Here is a 17,576-nt window from a genome sequence, read left to right as displayed (position 1 = left end):
GGCTGAGATGCCCCTGATGTGAGCCGGTAATGACCAAATCCGAACTGATCGAAATCCTTGCGCGCCGCCAGGCGCACCTGAAGGCCGATGATGTCGATCTGGCGGTGAAGTCGTTGCTGGAAATGATGGGCGGCTCGCTGTCCGCCGGGGATCGCATCGAAATCCGTGGTTTTGGCAGCTTCTCGCTGCACTATCGTCCGCCGCGCCTGGGTCGCAACCCCAAGACCGGCGAATCGGTTGCCCTGCCGGGCAAGCACGTCCCCCATTTCAAGCCGGGCAAGGAACTGCGCGAGCGGGTCAGCAGTGTGCTGCCGCTGGACGCCGATCCGGCCTGAGCCCCGTCGCGCCACCGCGTGCGAATCCAGCCGCGAGTCGGATAAGCTACGGACTCCTGCCACTGGAGCTGTCGCATGAAGGTTTTTCGTCTGCTGGTCCTGCTGGCGGTCCTGATCCTTGGGCTGATCATTGGTGCGGTCAATATGACCGCGATGTCGATCAACCTGCTGTTTACCCAATTGAACACGTCCGTCGGTGTGGCGCTGATTGCTGCCCTGCTGATCGGTGTCGTGGTCGGTGCTGGCCTGGTGCTGGTGAGCGTGGTCATTCCGCTTTACAGCCAGTTGCGCCGCGCCAACAAGTCCGTGGCGGCCACGCCGGCCGCGGGTGTTTCCCCCCAATCTTTTGATGGACGTTGATCGAAGATGGATTTCGTCACCGAGTGGTTCTGGTTCTTCCTGTTCGTTCCGTTGGCCGCACTGGCCGGGTGGGTGATCGGGCGACGCGGCGGTCAACGTCACGGTGACAACCAGGTCAGCCGCCTGTCCAGCACCTACTTCCGCGGTCTGAACTACCTGCTCAACGAGCAGCCGGACAAGGCCATCGAGCTGTTCCTGCACATCGCCGAGCTGGACAAGGAAACCTTCGAAACCCAGGTCGCGCTGGGCCACCTGTTCCGCCGTCGTGGTGAAGTGGATCGCGCCATCCGCCTGCATCAGGGCCTGGTCAACCGCCATGACCTGAGCGATGCGCAGCGCGTGCAGGCTCTGCTGGCGCTGGGCGAGGACTACATGAAATCCGGCCTGCTGGACCGTGCCGAGACCGTGTTCACCGAGCTGGCGCAGCTGGACCAGCGTGCTCCGCAGGCGCTGAAGCATCTGATCGGCATCTACCAGGCCGAGCGTGACTGGGAAAAGGCGATTGACAACGCCACCCGTTTCGAAGAGGTGACCGGCGAGCCGATGGGCAAGCTGATCGGGCAGTTCGAATGCGAGCTGGCCGAGCGTTTCCGCGGTGCCGGCAAGCTGGAAGAGGCGAGGGCGGCGATCGCCCGTGCCTACCAGGCCGACGCCATGTCGGTACGCGCGGGCATCATCGAAGGGCGCCTGGAGACGGATGCGGGCAACGCCGAAGCCGCGGTGCGTGCGTTCGAGCGCGCCGCGCGCAACGACCCCGAGTACCTGCCGGAGCTGCTGCCGGCGTTGATGCAGAACTATCGCAAGGTGGGTGATCTGGGGGGCGCGCGGGCATTCCTGTCGGAGATGACCGAGCACTACCGTGGCATTGCGCCGGTGCTGGCCTTGACCCGCCTGATGGAAGAGCAGGAGGGCGTGGCCCCGGCCCGTGCCTACCTCGGTCGCCAGCTCAAGGATCGTCCGTCGGTGCGTGGCGAGTCCGCGCTGATCGACCTGACGCTGGCCGAGGGCGCCGATTCCACTGCCACCCTGCACGACCTCAAGCACATCACCGACCAGCTGCTGGTGCGCAATCCCGCTTACCGCTGCACCCGCTGTGGTTTCGGTGCGCGCACCCATCACTGGCAGTGCCCGAGCTGCAAGGAGTGGGGCACGGTCAAGCCGCTGCTGAACTACGCGGTGCTCTGATCCATGCCGTGGCTCGTGATGGGCGCGCTGCTGGGGCTGGCCCTGCTGAGTGCGGCGCTGACGTGGGCCGCGCGCGGCTATGCGCTGCGCCAGCAGCTGATGGACCAGCCGGGCGAACGTCGCAGCCATAGCGTGGCGACCCCGCGCGGCGGCGGCATCGCCATTGTCATCAGTCTCCTGGTCACTGCAGGCGTGGCAATGTGGATCTGGCCCGAATCGGCGCCGAGCCTGCTGGTTGCCAGTCTGGGGCTGGTGCTGGTGGCGGGCATCGGCTGGTGGGACGACCACAGGCCGCTGCCGGCCATGCGTCGCCTGCTGGTGCACTTCATCGCTGCCGCCCTGCTGGCCGCGTTGGTCAAGGTGCATGGCGGCAGCTGGCTGCTGGCTGCACTGGTCCTGCTGTTCACCGCTTCGCTGATCAACATCTGGAACTTCATGGATGGGATCAACGGCATCGCCGCCAGCCAGGCCATCGTGGTGGCGCTGGGCCTGGCGCCGGTGCTGCCCTGGCCGTATTCGCTCGCGGCTGTGGCCCTGGGGCTGGCCTGCCTGGGCTTCCTGCCGTTCAACTTCCCGCGGGCGCGGATCTTCATGGGTGATGTCGGAAGTGGCGCGTTGGGCTACGCGGTGGCGGCAGTACTCGCACTGGCCAGCGTGCAGACCGACATCCACTGGATCCTGCTGCTGGTACCGGCCTCGGCATTCCTCGTGGACGCGGGCTTCACGTTGCTGGCGCGCATCATTTCCGGACAACGCTGGATGGAACCCCATACCCAGCATGTCTACCAGCGGGCGGTGCAGGCAGGAGCCAGTCATGCCCAGGTCACAGGGATGTACTTTGCTTTGGGCCTGTTCAGTATTACAGTGCTTAATGTCTGCTCCAATTTGCAGCCGAGGTGGGAGGCTGTCGTGGCGATCGCGTGGTTCAGTGCGCTGAGCGCCCTCTGGCTCTTCCTGCGCAATGGATTGCGTCACCGACAAGGAACTACCTGACTTATGGCTTCACCCTGGCGGGACAGAATTCTCGGCGTGATGCCGCGTTCGGCGATCGTCTGCCACGACCTGTTCATGGTCTGGGCATGCTGGCAGCTGCTCCACGCGGGGCGGTACTCGATCCTCCCCAATGCGCCCGAGCTTCCCCTCTGGAATGTCGATACCACCCTGGTGCTGCTGCTGCAGGGGCTGGTGTTCTGGCGTGTCGGCCTCTATCGCGGCCTGTGGCGGTTTGCCAGCGTCAGCGACCTGCTGAACATCTTCAAGGCCAGCTTCATCGGCATGGTCGCCATCGTGCTGGTGCTGATGTGGAAGCGCTTCGATGGCGTGCCGATGTCGGTGCTGGTGATCTACCCGTTTGCGCTGTCGGCGCTGCTGGGCGCGCCGCGGCTGCTCTACCGGGCCTGGAAGGATTACCAGTCGCTGCAATCGGATTCGTCCGCACGGCGGGTGCTGATCCTGGGGGCTGGCCAGGCGGCCGAAACCCTGGTCCGTGACCTGCGCCGCTCCGGCAACTTCGAACCGGTCGGCCTGCTGGATGACGCACCGCACCTGCGCGGAGCCAAGCTGCAGGGCCTGCCGATCCTCGGCACCCTGGACGATGCGCCGACGGTGGTGCGCGAGACCGCAGCCAAGCTGCTGGTGATCGCCATTCCTTCGCTGGACGCCGCCGGCATGCAGCGGATCGTTGCCATCTGCGAGAGTACGGGCGTGCCGTTCCGTACCGTGCCCAAGCTCAGCGACATCCTGCAGGGCCAGTCGCTGCCGGGGCAGCTGAAGGAAGTGGCGATCGAGGATCTGCTTGGCCGCAAGCCGATCATGCCGGACTGGAATCTGATCCGTGGCTGGCTGGGCGGGCGTACCGTGATGGTCACCGGTGCCGGCGGTTCGATCGGCTCCGAGCTCTGCCGCCAGTGCGCGCGGCATGGTGCCGGCCGCATCATCCTGCTGGAGATCAGCGAACTGCTGCTGCTGACCATCGAAGGCGAGCTGCGGCGCAGCTTCCCCGATGTCGAGATCGAAGCGGTGCTGGGTGACTGCGGTGACCCGGCGGTGATCCGCCACGCCCTGTCGCTGCATCCGGTCGACACCGCCTTCCATGCGGCTGCCTACAAGCACGTCCCGGTGCTGGAGCGCCAGCTGCGCGAAGCGGTGCGCAACAACATCCTGGCCACCGAGAACGTGGCCCGTGCCTGCCTTGAGGCCCGCGTTGAGCACTTCGTGTTCATCTCCACCGACAAGGCGGTCGATCCGGTCAATGCACTGGGTGCGAGCAAACGCTACGCGGAGATGATCTGCCAGAGCCTGGACCAGAAATCCACGCACACCCGTTTCGTCACCGTGCGCTTCGGCAACGTGCTGGCCTCGGCCGGCAGCGTGGTGCCGCTGTTCCGCGAACAGATCCTGCGCGGCGGGCCGGTGACCGTGACCGATCCGGAAGTCAGCCGTTACTTCATGACCATTCCGGAGGCCTGCCAGTTGATCCTGCAGGCTGCCGCGTCCGCGTCGCACGGCGCCATCTATACCCTCGACATGGGCGAGCCGGTACCGATCCGGGTGCTGGCCGAGCAGATGATCCGCCTGGCCGGCAAGCAGCCGTACAAGGACATCCCGATCATCTATACCGGCCTGCGTCCGGGCGAGAAGCTGCACGAGACGCTGTTCTATTCGGACGAGGACTATCGTTCGACGGCACACCCGAAGATTCTCGAGGCCGGGGTGCGCACGTTCGCGCGCGACCTGGTGCTGGGCAATGTCCCGCGCCTGCGCGATGCCGTCGCCGGTTACGACGTGACCACCATCCAGGAAATCCTGTTCGCGACGATGCCGGAGTTCTCTCCGATCGAACAGGATGCTTACATTTCATCCGCTAAAGTCGTGCCTTTTCCGGCACGTGAGGCCAGCAGGCACCAATGAGCAAGCGAATTCGCAAGGCGGTTTTCCCCGTCGCAGGACTGGGGACGCGGTTTTTGCCAGCAACCAAGACGGTTCCGAAGGAGATGCTGCCGATCATTGATCGACCGCTGATCCAGTACGCCGTGGATGAAGCGATCGAAGCGGGCTGCGACACGCTGGTGTTCATCACCAACCGCTACAAGCATGCGGTCGCTGACTATTTCGACAAAGCCTACGAGCTGGAGCAGAAGCTCGAGCGTGCCGGCAAGCAGGAGCAGCTGGAGCTGATCCGCCACGTGCTGCCCAACGGCGTGCGCGCGGTTTTCGTAACCCAGGCCGAAGCGCTGGGCCTGGGTCATGCAGTGCTGTGTGCCAAGGCCGTGATCGGTGACGAGCCGTTCGCGGTGCTGTTGCCGGATGACCTGATCTGGAACCGTGGTGCCGGTGCGCTGAAGCAGATGGCTGACCTCAACGAGGCCAGTGGTGCCAGCGTGATCGCCGTTGAAGACGTGCCGCACGACAAGACTGCCAGCTACGGCATCGTTGCCACTGATGCGTTCGACGGCCGCAAGGGCCGCATTTCGCAGATCGTGGAGAAGCCCAAGCCGGAGGACGCGCCGAGCGATCTGGCGGTGGTTGGCCGTTATGTGCTGAGCCCGAAGATTTTCGAGCTGCTGGAGCAGACCGGCAGTGGTGCCGGTGGCGAGATCCAGCTGACCGATGCGATCGCGCAGCTGCTGAAGACCGAAGAGGTCGATGCCTACCGCTTCGAGGGCACTCGCTTCGACTGCGGTACGCATCTGGGGCTGGTGGAGGCGACGATCCGTTTCGCGCTGGACAACCCGAAGCTGGCTGGCCCGGCGCGGGAGAAGCTGACCGCGATGTTGGCGGAATAAGGTTTATCAAGCGCTCCGTGCTGCGCCTTGATTGATACGTGGGGGAGGGGGCGGATGGCCCTCTCCAAAACACGCCAAAGCCCTTCCATGGTGCTCGATGGCGCCATCCATGGCGCCAGCGGTTTTGGAGAGGGCCATCCGCCCCCTCTCGACAGTTTCCGTGCGGAGCGGACGGGAAGGGCGGAATCAAGGGCAAGAGCACAAGCAAAAAAGGCAGCCGATGGCTGCCTTTTTGCTTGTTGGGGTCAGATCCCTTTGCGCCGCAAAGGGCTCTGACCCCAGCCTTTGCCCCTGCCTTTGCTCATCCCTCCGCCGCGCGGAATGATGGATGGCGCGGGTGGGTGAGGCTGGCCGGGACTGTCAGCGGCCTGGATGCCGCTGCCAAGCCCCCAGGGGTGAGGGCGCTTTGCTTGCGAAGCACTGCTTCGCAAGCGCCCGAACGCACAGCCGCCAGCGGCTGGGCCGGACCCCGGAGGGGGGGGGCGGCGTGTCCCGGGCAGTCTCACCCACCCGGGCCCCGCAGCAGACCGACATCCCGCCGGCAACGCCTTGAACCTTACAGCGCCTCGAAAATACCCGCTGCGCCCATGCCGGTGCCGATGCACATCGTCACCATGCCGTACTTCTGCTGGCGACGACGCAGGCCGTGCAGCAGGGTCGCGGTACGGATCGCGCCGGTCGCACCCAGCGGGTGGCCCAGGGCAATCGCGCCACCCAGCGGGTTGACCTTGCTCGGGTCCAGGCCGCAATCGCGGATCACCGCCAGCGACTGCGCGGCAAACGCTTCGTTCAGTTCAATCCAGTCCAGCTGGTCCTGGGTCAGGCCCGCCTGCTTCAGCGCCTTCGGAATCGCAGCGATCGGGCCGATGCCCATCACTTCCGGGCGCACGCCGGCCACCGAGAAGCTGACGAAACGGGCCAGCGGGGTCAGGCCGTAGTCCTTGATCGCCTGTTCCGAGGCCAGCAGCACGGCACCGGCGCCGTCGCTCATCTGCGACGAGTTGCCAGCGGTGACGGTGCCGCCGAACTGGCCGTTGCGGAACACCGGGCGCAGCTTGGCCAGGCCTTCAGCCGAGGAATCCGGGCGCGGGCCTTCGTCGGTGTCGGCGATCTTGTTGCGGGTGATGATGCGCTGGCCATCGGCCAGGTCCGGCAGGTGCGAGACGATCTCGTACGGGCTGATCTCGTCCTTGAACTCGCCGTTCTGGATCGCGGCCATGGCCTTCTGGTGCGAGGCCAGGGCGAAGGCATCCTGGTCTTCGCGCGAGACCTTCCACTCTTCGGCCACCTTCTCGGCGGTGATGCCCATGCCGTAGGCGATGGCGACGTGGTCGTTGTCGAACACGCTCGGCGCCATCGCGATCTTGTTGCCCATCATCGGCACCATCGACATCGACTCGGTGCCGCCAGCCAGCATCAGGTCGGCGTTGCCCAGGCGGATCGCGTCGGCGGCCTGCGCCACGGCCTGCAGGCCGGAGGAGCAGAAGCGGTTCACGGTCTGTGCGGCGATGGTGTTGGGCAGGCCGGCCAGCAGCACGCCGATGCGCGCCACGTTCATGCCCTGCTCGGCTTCCGGCATGGCGCAGCCGATGATCGCGTCATCGATGCGGTTGACGTCCACGCCCGGGGCCTGGGCGACGACGCTGCGCAGCACGTGCGCAAGCATGTCGTCGGGGCGGGTGTTGCGGAACATGCCCTTGGGCGCCTTGCCGACCGGGGTACGGGTGGCGGCGACGATGTAGGCGTCCTGGATTTGCTTGGTCATTGCAGTGATCTCTCGAATTGGTTTTGCCGGTGTGCCCACCAAGGTGGGCACCTACCAGAGGCAGAGGGATGCCGGCCAAGGGCCGGCACCCGCCATCAATCAGTTACGCAGCGGCTTGCCGGTCTTCAGCATGTGCGCGATGCGGGCCTGGGTCTTTTCCTGCTGGGCCAGTTCGACGAAGTGCTTGCGCTCCAGGGTCAGCAGCCACTCTTCGTCCACCAGGGTGCCGCGGTCGACCTTGCCGCCGCACAGCACGGTGGCGATGCGCTCGGCGATCTCGTAGTCGTACGGGCTGATGAAACGGCCTTCCAGCATGTTGACCAGCATCATCTTGAAGGTGGCAATACCCACGTCGCCGGCCACCTGGATGCGGCGTGCCGGCAGCGGCGGACGGTAGCCCGATTCGGCCAGGGCGCGCGCTTCGGCCTTGGCGATGTGCAGGGCCTCGTAGCTGTTGAACACCACCTTGTCGGTGCTGCGCAGCAGGCCCAGTTCCTTGGCGTTGACCGCCGAGTTGGAGACCTTGGCCATCGCCACGGTCTCGAAGGTCTTCTTCAGTTCGGCGAACACGTCACCGCCCGGACCGGCGGCCTGCGAGGCGCGCACGGCCAGTTCCTTCAGGCCGCCGCCTGCCGGCAGCAGGCCAACGCCGGCCTCGACCAGGCCGATGTAGCTTTCCAGGAAGGCCACGGTCTTGGCGCTGTGCATCTGGAACTCGCAGCCGCCACCCAGGGCCAGGCCACGCACCGCAGCCACCACCGGCACCAGCGAGTACTTGATGCGCTGGCTGGTGCGCTGGAAGTTGGCGACCATTTCCTCGAACTGGTCGACCTTGCCGGCCTGCAGCAGGCCCAGCGCGCCGGCCAGATCGGCGCCGGCGGAGAAGGGTTCCTTCTGCTGCCAGATCACCAGGCCCCGGAAGTCCTTCTCGGCGCGGCTGACGCATTCCTGCAGACCGTCCAGCACCTGGTCGGACACGGTGTTCATCTTGGTCTTGAAGCTGACCACGGCGATGCCATCACCGTCGTGCCACATGCGCAGGCCGTCGTTCTCGAACACGGTCTCGCCCGGCGCGAACGTCTCGCCCAGCAGCGGATCCGGGAAACGCTGGCGCTGGTACACCGGCAGCGACGAGCGCGGCAGCTTGGCGTTGCGCGACGGGCTGTAGCTGCCTTCGGCGGCATGCACGCCATCGCGGCCATCGAACACCCAGTCCGGCAGCGGGGCGTTGCTCATGCTCTTGCCGGCGACGATGTCATCGGCGATCCACTGCGCGACCTGCTTCCAGCCGGCGGCCTGCCAGGTTTCGAACGGGCCCAGCGACCAGCCGTAGCCCCAGCGGATGGCCAGGTCGACGTCGCGCGCGGTCTCGGCGATGTCGGCCAGGTGGTAGGCGCTGTAGTGGAACAGGTCGCGGAAGGTCGCCCACAGGAACTGCGCCTGCGGGTGCTGGCTCTCGCGCAGCTTGGCGAACTTCTCGGCAGGGTTCCTGATCTTCAGGATCTCGACCACTTCCGGCGCGGCAGCGCGATCAGCCGGACGGTAGTCCTGCTTCTCCAGGTCCAGCACCACGATGTCCTTGCCGACCTTGCGGAAGATGCCGGCGCCGGTCTTCTGGCCCAGCGCGCCCTTGGAAATCAGCGCGTCCAGCCACTTCGGCGACTTGAAGAATTCATGCCACGGGTCGTTCGGCAGGGTATCGCCCATGGTCTTGATGACGTGCGCCATGGTGTCCAGGCCGACCACGTCGGAGGTGCGGTAGGTGGCCGACTTCGGGCGGCCGACCAGCGGGCCGGTCAGGCCGTCCACTTCATCGAAGCCCAGGCCGAACTGCTGGGTGTGGTAAATGGTGGACAGGATCGAGAACACGCCGATGCGGTTGCCGATGAAGTTCGGGGTGTCCTTGGCGTACACCACGCCCTTGCCCAGGGTGGTGACCAGGAATTCTTCCAGGCCTTCCAGCACGGCGGCGTCGGTGGTGGTGGCCGGGATCAGCTCGGCCAGGTGCATGTAGCGCGGCGGGTTGAAGAAGTGCACGCCGCAGAAGCGGTGGCGCAGCTGCTCGGGCAGCACGTCGGCCAGCTTGTTGATGCCCAGGCCCGAGGTGTTGGAGGCCAGCACCGCGTGGTCGGCCACGAACGGCGCGATCTTCTTGTACAGGTCCTGCTTCCAGTCCATGCGCTCGGCGATGGCCTCGATGATCAGGTCGCAGTCCTTCAGCTGCTCCAGGCCGGACTCGTAGTTGGCCGGGGTGATGGCTTCGGCCAGCGACTTGCTGGCCAGCGGCGCCGGGCTCAGCTTGCCCAGGTTGGCGATCGCCTTCAGCACGATGCCGTCAGCCGGACCTTCCTTGGCGGGCAGGTCGAACAGCACGGTGTCGACGCCAGCGTTGGTGAGGTGGGCGGCGATCTGGGCACCCATGACGCCGGCACCCAGCACGGCGGCGCGGCGGACTAGCAGGGAATTGGACATGGTGTAGGGCCTTTGTTGGTCAGCAGTTACTGGGTGGAATCAAGGGGAAGCGGGCAGGGCGCTGGCGCGTGCGGCGGCGCGGAACCCGGCTTCGGCGAAATGGATCAGTTCGTGGGCGGCATGGGCACGATGCGCCGCTTCGGTGACACCGGCGGGACGCTTGATCAACCCGAAGTCGGCCATGGCATAGGTGAGCGAGCCGGCCAGGAAATCCAGGCGCCAGTACAGCTCTTCCTTGCTCAGGTCGGGTGCGCATTCGGCAATCGCCTTGCCGAACGCACGCAGCACGTGACCGTAGTGGTCGGACAGGAACTTGCGCAGGTTGTCGTTCTTCTCGGCGTAGGCGCGGGCGATCACGCGCACGAAGGCGCCGCCGTTCTGGCGGTCCTGGGCCAGCGCCAGTGCCGGCTCGACGAAGGCGGCCAGCACCGGGCGCAGCTGCCCGGGGTGTTCGCTGCGGGCGCGCTCGAGCTGCGCCAGGCGCGCGCCGGTCATCTCGTCCATGCGGCGGCGGAACACCTCGTTGACCAGGTTTTCCTTGGAGCCGAAGTGGTAGTTGACCGCAGCGATGTTGACGTCGGCCTGGCTGGTCACCTGGCGCAGCGAAGTGCCGGCGAAGCCGTGCTGTGCGAACAGCTCCTCGGCCGCGCCGAGGATCCGGTCCTTGGTCGAGAAGTGGGCGGGTTTGGCCATCGGCGGGCGGACCTTAATCAAACGATTGTTTGATACTAGGACCAGACGGTAGCGTATGGCATTTTGCAGTGCAGCAAAATTGCCCGCAGCGGTCAGAATCCACTCAGGTGGGTGAATGGGCGCAAAGGGTAGTGCCGGCCGCTGGCCGGCAACCGCGGGCAGCCCATGGGGCGCCAGCCTGCCGGCCAGCGGCCGGCACTACCACGCTGCCGCTTTATCTTTTACAATTCGCCTACGTTTATCAGGCTAAGCCCGCGTCCCGACGCGGGTTTTTTTCATGTTACCCTTCGGGCCATCAGCGGCCCGATTCCATTGGAGACATCCCATGGCGCTGGAGCGCACCCTTTCGATCATCAAGCCGGACGCCGTTGCCAAGAACGTCATCGGCGAAATCTACGCCCGCTTCGAGAAGGCCGGCCTGAAGGTCGTGGCCGCCAAGTACAAGCAGCTGTCGCGCCGTGAAGCCGAAGGCTTCTACGCCGTGCACCGCGAGCGTCCGTTCTTCAACGCGCTGGTCGAGTTCATGATCTCCGGCCCGGTGATGATCCAGGCCCTGGAAGGCGAGAACGCCGTCCTGGCCCACCGCGACCTGCTGGGCGCCACCAACCCGAAGGAAGCCGCTGCGGGCACCATCCGCGCCGACTTCGCCGAATCCATCGATGCCAACGCCGCCCACGGCTCGGACTCGGTCGAGAATGCCGCGATTGAAATCGCGTACTTCTTCGCCGCCACCGAAGTCGTCTCGCGCTGAGAGTAATGCCGTGAACGAGGTCGTACAGTCCCCCGCCATCCAGCCGCTGCCGAAGTCGGCACCCACGGCTGGCAAGCAGAACCTGCTCGACCTCGATCGCGCGGGCCTGGAGAAGTTTTTCGTCGAGGTTCTTGGCGAAAAGAAGTTCCGTGCCCATCAGGTGATGAAGTGGATCCACCATCGCTACGTCACCGACTTCGATGAAATGACCGACCTCGGCAAGGTCCTGCGCGCCAAGCTGCAGGCCCATGCCGAGGTGCTGGTTCCCAACATCGTGTTCGACAAGCCCTCCGCCGACGGCACCCACAAGTGGCTGCTGGCGATGGGCGTGGATGGCAAGAACGCCATCGAGACCGTGTACATCCCGGACAAGACCCGCGGCACGCTGTGCGTGTCCTCGCAGGTCGGTTGCGGCCTGAACTGCACGTTCTGCTCCACCGCCACCCAGGGCTTCAACCGCAACCTGACCACCGCCGAGATCATCGGCCAGGTGTGGGTTGCCGCACGCCACCTGGGCAACGTGCCGCACCAGATGCGCCGCCTCACCAACGTGGTGATGATGGGCATGGGCGAGCCGCTGATGAATTTCGACAACGTCGTGCGCGCCATGAGCGTGATGCGCGACGATCTGGGCTACGGCCTGGCCAACAAGCGCGTGACCCTGTCGACCTCCGGCCTGGTGCCGCAGATCGACCGCCTGTCCGCTGAAAGCGACGTGTCGCTGGCGGTGTCGCTGCATGCGCCCAACGATGCGCTGCGCGAGACCCTGGTGCCGCTCAACAAGAAGTACCCGATCGCCGAGCTGATGGCCTCGTGCGCACGCTACCTGCGCGCCAACAAGCGCCGCGAATCGGTCACCTTCGAATACACCCTGATGAAGGGCATCAACGACAAGCCCGAGCATGCCCGCGAGTTGGCCCGCCTGATGCGCCAGTTCGACAACGCGGTGCAGGCCAAGGATTCGGGCAAGGTCAACCTGATCCCGTTCAATCCTTTCCCGGGTACTCGCTACGAGCGTTCGGAAGAAGCGCACATCCGTGCCTTCCAGAAGATCCTGCTGGACAGCAATGTGCTGACCATGGTCCGCCGCACCCGTGGCGACGACATCGACGCCGCCTGTGGCCAGCTCAAGGGCCAGGTGATGGACCGCACCCGCCGCCAGGCGGAGTTCAACAAGTCGCTGCAGGCGGGGAAGGGGAGCGATGCCGCGGCCTGACCGCCTCTGGCTGGTCCTGTTCGCAGGCGTGCTGGCCATTTCGGTCGGCGGCTGCAAATCCCACTCCAAGGCCAAGGTGGGCCCCAGCATGGCGCCGGTGTACTCGGTCCGTGATCCGGACAGCGTACGCCGCCAGGTGCGCTGGCAGGATCTGCTGGCCCTGGCAGCCCGTGACATGCAGGTTGGCAACCTCGACGCCGCCGAGCGCAAGGTCCGCGAGGCGCAGAAGCTGGCCCCGGATGCGCCGGACGGCCTGGTGCTGCTGGCCGGCATCGACGAACGCCGCGGGCGTATCCAGCAGGCCGGCGAGAACTTCCGCAGGGCTGCCGAGCTGGCGCCGCAGCGCGGCGACATCCTCAACAACTACGGTGCCTGGCTGTGCCAGCAAGGCCGACCGGCCGAATCGCTGATCTGGTTCGACCGTGCGCTGCAGGCGCCGGGCTATGCCACGCCGGCCGAAGCACAGGCCAATGCCGGCGGCTGTGCGCTGGACGCGGGCCAGTTCGAGCGTGCCGAGCGCGACCTGCGCGCGGCACTGGCGACACTGCCCGGCAACCCCGTTGCGCTGGAGGCGATGGCCCAGCTGAGCTACCGCCAGGGCCGCTACATGGAGGCCCGGGCCTTCGCCGAACGTAGGATTGCGGCTGCACCCGCAACGCGTTCCGTGTTACAACTTGCGTCTCAAATCGAAGCGCGGCTGGGCGATCGGGCGGCATCTGATCGTTATCTTCAGCGGATTCGACAGGAATTTCCGCAGGAAGCGGGCTCCTAACTCCAGGGTTGATGCATTGTGATTGATGACCAGACTGTGAGCGCTCTCGAGACTGCGGCCGGCTGCGGCACCCGCCTGCGCCAGGCCCGCGAGGCGGCCGGACTGACCCTCGAAGATGTCGGCTCGCGCCTGCGCATGCCGGTCCAGGTGGTCAGGTCGCTGGAAGAAGAACAATGGCAGAAGCTCGGCGCGCCGGTGTTCGTGCGCGGCCAGCTGCGCAGCTATGCGCGCCTGCTCAACGTGGACGTGGGGCAGCTGCTGGAGCAGGCCCAGGTCGGGCCGGTGGTTCCGCCCACCCTGGTCAGCCATACCCATACCCCGCGCGCGCGCCGTATTGCCGAGAACCTCGGTCGGCGCATGCTCTATGTCGGCATCACCGCGGTGCTGGCCGTGCCGGTGTGGTTCGCCACCCGTGGTCACTTCGATGGCAGCGCCACCCCGTCGCCAAGCACCGCCTCGCTGGACGCGATCCCGGCTGCGGTGCCGGTGACCCCGTCCGCCGCAGGCGTGGAGCCGGCAGCGCCGGCTGACGTGGCCAGCGCTCCGGCCAGCAAGCCGGCCGCGACCCCGTACGTGGCCTCGCTGGCCCCGGTGCCGCGTTCGGCGCCCGCGCCGGCCGCGGTCGGCAACACGCTGGAGATGCAGTTCAGCGGCGACAGCTGGGTCGACATCGGCGGCCCGGATGGTGCCACCGTCGAGAAGGCGCTGATCAAGTCCGGCGAAAGCCGCAGCTTCACCCCGGGCCAGGTAACCCGGGTGACCCTGGGCAACGCCTCGGCGGTCCAGGTTCAGCAGAACGGCGCTATCGTCGATCTGACCCCCTACCAGCGAGCCAACGTGGCACGCTTTCAGGTATCCTCTGAAGGCTCCGTAGTCCCGGTTTCGCACTGAGGCGCGGTTTCACCACCTTCGATTAAACCCAATGGTCCCTCCCGACGGGCGGGGCGAGAGTACGCATGGCGATCGACGATCTGCTCGACGAGCACGAACAAAGTGAACGCGTCCGCAGCTGGCTGCGGAAGAATGGCGCCAGCATCCTCGGTGGCGTAGCCATCGCGATCGGTGCCATTGCCGGCTGGCAGTGGTACCAGAAGGATCAGGGCGGCAAGCTGGCCTCGGCCAATGTCGAGTACCAGAAGGCGCTGGTCGGCCTGCAGCAGAACAAGCTCGACGATGCCGCCAAGGCAGTGAAGGCGCTCGAAGCCGGCCCGTCCAGCATCTACGGCGACCTCGCGGCGCTGCAGCTGGCCAAGGCCCAGGTCGACGCCGGCAAGAATGAAGAAGCGCTGGCCACCCTGCGCGCCGTGAAGGTCGAAGGTGACCTGCAGCGCGTGGTCGACCAGCGTGTGGCCCGCCTGCTGGTGGCCACCGGCAAGAGCGACGAAGCCATCAAGCTGCTGGGCAGCGCCACCGACAGCAGCAGCCTGGAAATCCATGGCGATGCGCTGCTGGCGCAGGGCAAGCGTGATGATGCCCGTGCACAGTACGAGAAGGCGCTGAAGTCGCTGGACGTGGCAGCGCCGCAGCGGCGCCTGCTGGAAACCAAGGTTATGGATGCCGGCGGCACGGTCGCCGCCCCTGCGGAGTCGGTTTGATGAGTCAGAAGGTCATGATCACCCGCGTCGCCACCGTGCTCCTGATGGGCATGGCCCTGACCGGCTGCAGCACCATGAAGGGCTGGTTCGCCGGCAAGGACGCGGCGGCGAAGAAGGCCCAGGAGCCGGCTGAGCTGGTCAAGTTCGAGCCGAGCGTGAAGGTCAACAAGATCTGGTCGGTCAACCTCGGCAAGGGTGAGCGCCGCATCGGCGTGCGCCAGGGCCCGGCCGTGGCCAACGGCCATGTGTTCGCTGCGGCGATCACCGGTGGCGTGCACGCCATCGACCTGCAGACCGGCAAGAAGGTCTGGACCTGGGAGCCGCAGAAGGAAAAGAAGAAGCCGAAGCTGCGCCTGTCCGGCGGCCCGGGTGTCGGTGAGAACCTGGTCGTGATCGGCACGCTGGATGGCCAGGTCATTGCCCTGGACATCAACGATGGCAGCGAGAAGTGGCGCGCCCGTGTCCCGGGTGAAGTGATTGCCGCACCGGCCGTGGCCCAGGGCCTGGTCTTCGTGCGCAGCAACGATGGCCGCGTCACCGGTTTCGATGCTGGCAACGGCACCCAGAAGTGGTTCAACCCGAGCGAACTGCCGGCGCTGACCGTGCGCGGCAACGCCCCGGTGGTCACCGGCCCGGGCGTGCTGTTCATCGGCAAGGACGAAGGCGCGGTTGCCGCGCTCGCCATGCAGGATGGGCGTACCCTGTGGGAGCAGAACCTCGGCAACGGCGAAGGCCGTACCGAGCTGGAGCGCATGGCCGACGTCGATGGTGCCCCGGTGCTGGAGGGCAACACCCTCTTCGTGAGCAGCTTCAAGAACCAGACCATGGCCATTGAAGGCCCGACCGGTCGCCCGCTGTGGGCGCGCGACCATGGCGGTGCAGGTGGCGTGGCGGTGTCGTCGGGCAATGTGTTCGTTACCGACAACAAGGGTGGCGTGTTCGGCCTGGACAAGGCGACCGGCGCTGCCATGTGGTCGCAGACCGAGCTGGCGCGTCGTTCGCTGACCGGCCCGGCTCTGCAGGGTGATTACGTGGTCGTCGGTGACTACAAGGGATACGTGCACTGGCTGAAGACCTCCGATGGTGCGATGGCGGCACGGGCGAAGAGCGGCGGCGACGCCCTGTTGGCCCAGCCAGTCGTCGTAGACGGGGTGCTGCTGGTGCAGAACGTTGATGGCAAGCTGACCGCCTTCCGGTTGGCAAATTAAAAATTGGAGTAATCGCGATGCTGCCTTTGGTCGCCCTGGTTGGACGGCCGAATGTCGGCAAGTCGACTATTTTCAATGCGCTTACGCGCACCCGTGACGCGCTGGTCCATGACCAGCCCGGCGTCACCCGCGACCGCAACTACGGTGTCTGCCGTCTGGACGAGGACAATCATTTCCTCGTCGTCGACACCGGCGGTATCGCGGAAGAGGAAGAGGGACTGGCAGGGGCTACCACCCGCCAGGCCCGCGCCGCTGCGGCGGAAGCCGACCTGATCCTGTTCGTGGTCGACGCCCGTGAGGGAACGTCGGCGATGGACGACGAGATCCTGGCCTGGCTGCGCAAGCTGTCGCGCCCGACGCTGCTGCTGATCAACAAGATCGACGGCACCGACGAGGACACCGTGCGTTCGGAATTCGCCCGTTACGGCTTCGGCGAGATGCTGACCGTGTCGGCCGCGCATCGCCAGGGTCTGGACGACCTGCTGGACGAAGTGATCCAGCGCCTGCCCGAAGAAGGCAGCGGCGAAGAGCTGGACAACGATCCGAACCGCATCCGCATCGCCTTCGTCGGCCGCCCGAACGTGGGCAAGTCGACGCTGGTCAACCGCATCCTCGGCGAGGAGCGCATGATCGCCTCCGACGTGCCGGGCACCACCCGCGACTCGATCGCAGTGGACCTGGAGCGTGACGGCCGCGAATACCGCCTGATCGATACTGCCGGCCTGCGCCGTCGTTCGCGCGTGGACGAGGTCGTCGAGAAGTTCTCGGTGGTCAAGACCATGCAGTCGATCGAGCAGTGCCAGGTGGCCGTGCTGATGCTCGACGCCACCGAAGGCGTGACCGACCAGGACGCCACCGTGCTCGGTGCCGTGCTCGACGCCGGCCGCGCGCTGGTCATTGCCATCAACAAGTGGGATGGCCTGACCGAGTACCAGCGCGAGCAGGCTGAAACCATGCTGTCGCTGAAGCTGGGCTTCGTGCCGTGGGCCGAGTCGGTGCGCATCTCGGCCAAGCATGGCTCGGGCCTGCGCGAGCTGTTCCGTGCAGTGCATCGCGCGCACGAATCGGCGAACAAGACCTTCACCACCAGCGAAGTGAACAAGGCGCTGGAAGTGGCGTACGAGACCAACCCGCCGCCGACCATCCGCGGCCACGTCTCCAAGCTGCGTTACGTGCATCCGGCTGGGGCAAATCCGCCGACCTTCATCGTGCACGGCACGCGCCTGAAGGAACTGCAGGAATCGTACAAGCGCTACCTGGAGAACTTCTTCCGCAAGCGCTTCAAGCTGATCGGCACGCCGGTGAGCTTCATCTTCCGCGAGGGCACCAACCCGTACGAGGGCAAGAAGAATGTCCTCACCGAGCGGCAGGTCAAGGCCAAGCGGCGCTTGATGAAGCACGTCAAGGGCAAGTGATGCAGAGAAAGGCGGCCGCAGGGC

The 17,576-nt window shown here is 66.0% G+C and carries 16 protein-coding genes; 13 read left to right on the top strand and 3 right to left on the bottom strand.

Features of this window, described 5'->3' with window-relative positions; all coding sequences use genetic code 11:
* The first annotated feature begins 29 nt into the window (after window positions 1-29).
* The 6 genes from D5301_RS04930 to galU all read left to right on the top strand — a co-directional run bounded on the left by D5301_RS04930 (window position 30) and on the right by galU (window position 5,665).
* Window positions 30-335 (top strand): integration host factor subunit beta, encoded by a 306-nt coding sequence (locus tag D5301_RS04930; RefSeq protein ID WP_005409286.1) that lies wholly within the window; start codon window positions 30-32, stop codon window positions 333-335.
* Window positions 336-410: 75 nt separating this feature from the next.
* The gene (locus D5301_RS04925) at window positions 411-695 is read left to right on the top strand and encodes a lipopolysaccharide assembly protein LapA domain-containing protein (RefSeq protein WP_049447858.1); all 285 of its coding nucleotides are present in this window, start codon (window positions 411-413) and stop codon (window positions 693-695) included.
* Window positions 696-701: 6 nt separating this feature from the next.
* The gene (gene lapB / locus D5301_RS04920) at window positions 702-1,880 is read left to right on the top strand and encodes a lipopolysaccharide assembly protein LapB (RefSeq protein ID WP_110712023.1); all 1,179 of its coding nucleotides are present in this window, start codon (window positions 702-704) and stop codon (window positions 1,878-1,880) included.
* A gap of 3 nt (window positions 1,881-1,883) precedes the next feature.
* The gene (locus tag D5301_RS04915; RefSeq protein WP_153855014.1) at window positions 1,884-2,873 is read left to right on the top strand and encodes a glycosyltransferase family 4 protein; all 990 of its coding nucleotides are present in this window, start codon (window positions 1,884-1,886) and stop codon (window positions 2,871-2,873) included.
* Window positions 2,874-2,876: 3 nt separating this feature from the next.
* Window positions 2,877-4,790 (top strand): nucleoside-diphosphate sugar epimerase/dehydratase, encoded by a 1,914-nt coding sequence (locus D5301_RS04910; protein WP_110712025.1) that lies wholly within the window; start codon window positions 2,877-2,879, stop codon window positions 4,788-4,790.
* The gene (gene galU, locus D5301_RS04905; protein WP_110712026.1) at window positions 4,787-5,665 is read left to right on the top strand and encodes a UTP--glucose-1-phosphate uridylyltransferase GalU; all 879 of its coding nucleotides are present in this window, start codon (window positions 4,787-4,789) and stop codon (window positions 5,663-5,665) included. Before D5301_RS04910 ends, galU begins: the two co-directional genes overlap by 4 nt.
* Window positions 5,666-6,221: 556 nt before the next feature.
* Here galU and D5301_RS04900 read toward each other — a convergent pair.
* The 3 genes from D5301_RS04900 to D5301_RS04890 form a co-directional block, all read right to left on the bottom strand.
* Entirely contained in the window at window positions 6,222-7,430 is a 1,209-nt protein-coding gene (locus tag D5301_RS04900; RefSeq protein ID WP_005409292.1) for an acetyl-CoA C-acyltransferase, read from the bottom strand.
* Between the two features lie 99 nt (window positions 7,431-7,529).
* Entirely contained in the window at window positions 7,530-9,902 is a 2,373-nt protein-coding gene (locus tag D5301_RS04895) for a 3-hydroxyacyl-CoA dehydrogenase/enoyl-CoA hydratase family protein (RefSeq protein ID WP_153855013.1), read from the bottom strand.
* A 39-nt stretch (window positions 9,903-9,941) separates the two neighbouring features.
* A complete protein-coding gene (locus D5301_RS04890; RefSeq protein ID WP_006431024.1) occupies window positions 9,942-10,595 on the bottom strand; it encodes a TetR family transcriptional regulator in 654 nt (217 codons plus the stop codon).
* 325 nt (window positions 10,596-10,920) lie between these two features.
* Between D5301_RS04890 and ndk the strand changes: the two genes are divergently transcribed.
* The 7 genes from ndk to der all read left to right on the top strand — a co-directional run bounded on the left by ndk (window position 10,921) and on the right by der (window position 17,552).
* Entirely contained in the window at window positions 10,921-11,346 is a 426-nt protein-coding gene (gene ndk / locus D5301_RS04885; protein WP_008265389.1) for a nucleoside-diphosphate kinase, read from the top strand.
* A 10-nt stretch (window positions 11,347-11,356) separates the two neighbouring features.
* Complete coding sequence (gene rlmN, locus D5301_RS04880; RefSeq protein ID WP_248860368.1) at window positions 11,357-12,562, top strand: 23S rRNA (adenine(2503)-C(2))-methyltransferase RlmN; 1,206 nt, start codon at window positions 11,357-11,359, stop codon at window positions 12,560-12,562.
* Window positions 12,549-13,334 carry a type IV pilus biogenesis/stability protein PilW gene (gene pilW / locus D5301_RS04875; RefSeq protein ID WP_153855012.1) on the top strand — a complete coding sequence of 262 codons (786 nt, stop codon included), beginning with the start codon at window positions 12,549-12,551 and terminating at the stop codon, window positions 13,332-13,334. Before rlmN ends, pilW begins: the two co-directional genes overlap by 14 nt.
* An 18-nt stretch (window positions 13,335-13,352) precedes the next feature.
* A complete protein-coding gene (locus tag D5301_RS04870) occupies window positions 13,353-14,225 on the top strand; it encodes a RodZ domain-containing protein (protein ID WP_164161818.1) in 873 nt (290 codons plus the stop codon).
* A 65-nt stretch (window positions 14,226-14,290) separates the two neighbouring features.
* Complete coding sequence (locus D5301_RS04865) at window positions 14,291-14,929, top strand: tetratricopeptide repeat protein (protein ID WP_043884373.1); 639 nt, start codon at window positions 14,291-14,293, stop codon at window positions 14,927-14,929.
* A complete protein-coding gene (bamB, locus tag D5301_RS04860; RefSeq protein WP_110712031.1) occupies window positions 14,929-16,137 on the top strand; it encodes an outer membrane protein assembly factor BamB in 1,209 nt (402 codons plus the stop codon). The genes D5301_RS04865 and bamB overlap by 1 nt, the downstream gene beginning before the upstream one ends.
* Before the next feature lie 17 nt (window positions 16,138-16,154).
* Window positions 16,155-17,552, top strand: a complete 1,398-nt coding sequence (gene der, locus D5301_RS04855; RefSeq protein ID WP_014036905.1) for a ribosome biogenesis GTPase Der — start codon at window positions 16,155-16,157, stop codon at window positions 17,550-17,552.
* Window positions 17,553-17,576: the final 24 nt, after the last annotated feature.

It is taken from the genome of Stenotrophomonas sp. MH181796 (genome assembly GCF_009659995.1).
Classification (GTDB): Bacteria; Pseudomonadota; Gammaproteobacteria; order Xanthomonadales; family Xanthomonadaceae; genus Stenotrophomonas; species Stenotrophomonas riyadhensis.
The sequence above is the reverse complement of the archived record's forward strand: the minus strand, read 5'-3'. Positions and strand labels throughout refer to the sequence as shown.

Bases quoted from the DNA above. Each gene is read 5' to 3' on its own strand.
- D5301_RS04930 (WP_005409286.1), top strand. From the start codon at position 30: ATGACCAAATCCGAACTGATCGAAATCCTTGCGCGCCGCCAGGCGCAC.
- D5301_RS04925 (WP_049447858.1), top strand. From the start codon at position 411: ATGAAGGTTTTTCGTCTGCTGGTCCTGCTGGCGGTCCTGATCCTTGGG.
- lapB (WP_110712023.1), top strand. From the start codon at position 702: ATGGATTTCGTCACCGAGTGGTTCTGGTTCTTCCTGTTCGTTCCGTTG.
- D5301_RS04915 (WP_153855014.1), top strand. From the start codon at position 1,884: ATGCCGTGGCTCGTGATGGGCGCGCTGCTGGGGCTGGCCCTGCTGAGT.
- D5301_RS04910 (WP_110712025.1), top strand. From the start codon at position 2,877: ATGGCTTCACCCTGGCGGGACAGAATTCTCGGCGTGATGCCGCGTTCG.
- galU (WP_110712026.1), top strand. From the start codon at position 4,787: ATGAGCAAGCGAATTCGCAAGGCGGTTTTCCCCGTCGCAGGACTGGGG.
- D5301_RS04900 (WP_005409292.1), bottom strand. From the start codon at position 7,430: ATGACCAAGCAAATCCAGGACGCCTACATCGTCGCCGCCACCCGTACC.
- D5301_RS04895 (WP_153855013.1), bottom strand. From the start codon at position 9,902: ATGTCCAATTCCCTGCTAGTCCGCCGCGCCGCCGTGCTGGGTGCCGGC.
- D5301_RS04890 (WP_006431024.1), bottom strand. From the start codon at position 10,595: ATGGCCAAACCCGCCCACTTCTCGACCAAGGACCGGATCCTCGGCGCG.
- ndk (WP_008265389.1), top strand. From the start codon at position 10,921: ATGGCGCTGGAGCGCACCCTTTCGATCATCAAGCCGGACGCCGTTGCC.
- pilW (WP_153855012.1), top strand. From the start codon at position 12,549: ATGCCGCGGCCTGACCGCCTCTGGCTGGTCCTGTTCGCAGGCGTGCTG.
- D5301_RS04865 (WP_043884373.1), top strand. From the start codon at position 14,291: ATGGCGATCGACGATCTGCTCGACGAGCACGAACAAAGTGAACGCGTC.
- bamB (WP_110712031.1), top strand. From the start codon at position 14,929: ATGAGTCAGAAGGTCATGATCACCCGCGTCGCCACCGTGCTCCTGATG.
- der (WP_014036905.1), top strand. From the start codon at position 16,155: ATGCTGCCTTTGGTCGCCCTGGTTGGACGGCCGAATGTCGGCAAGTCG.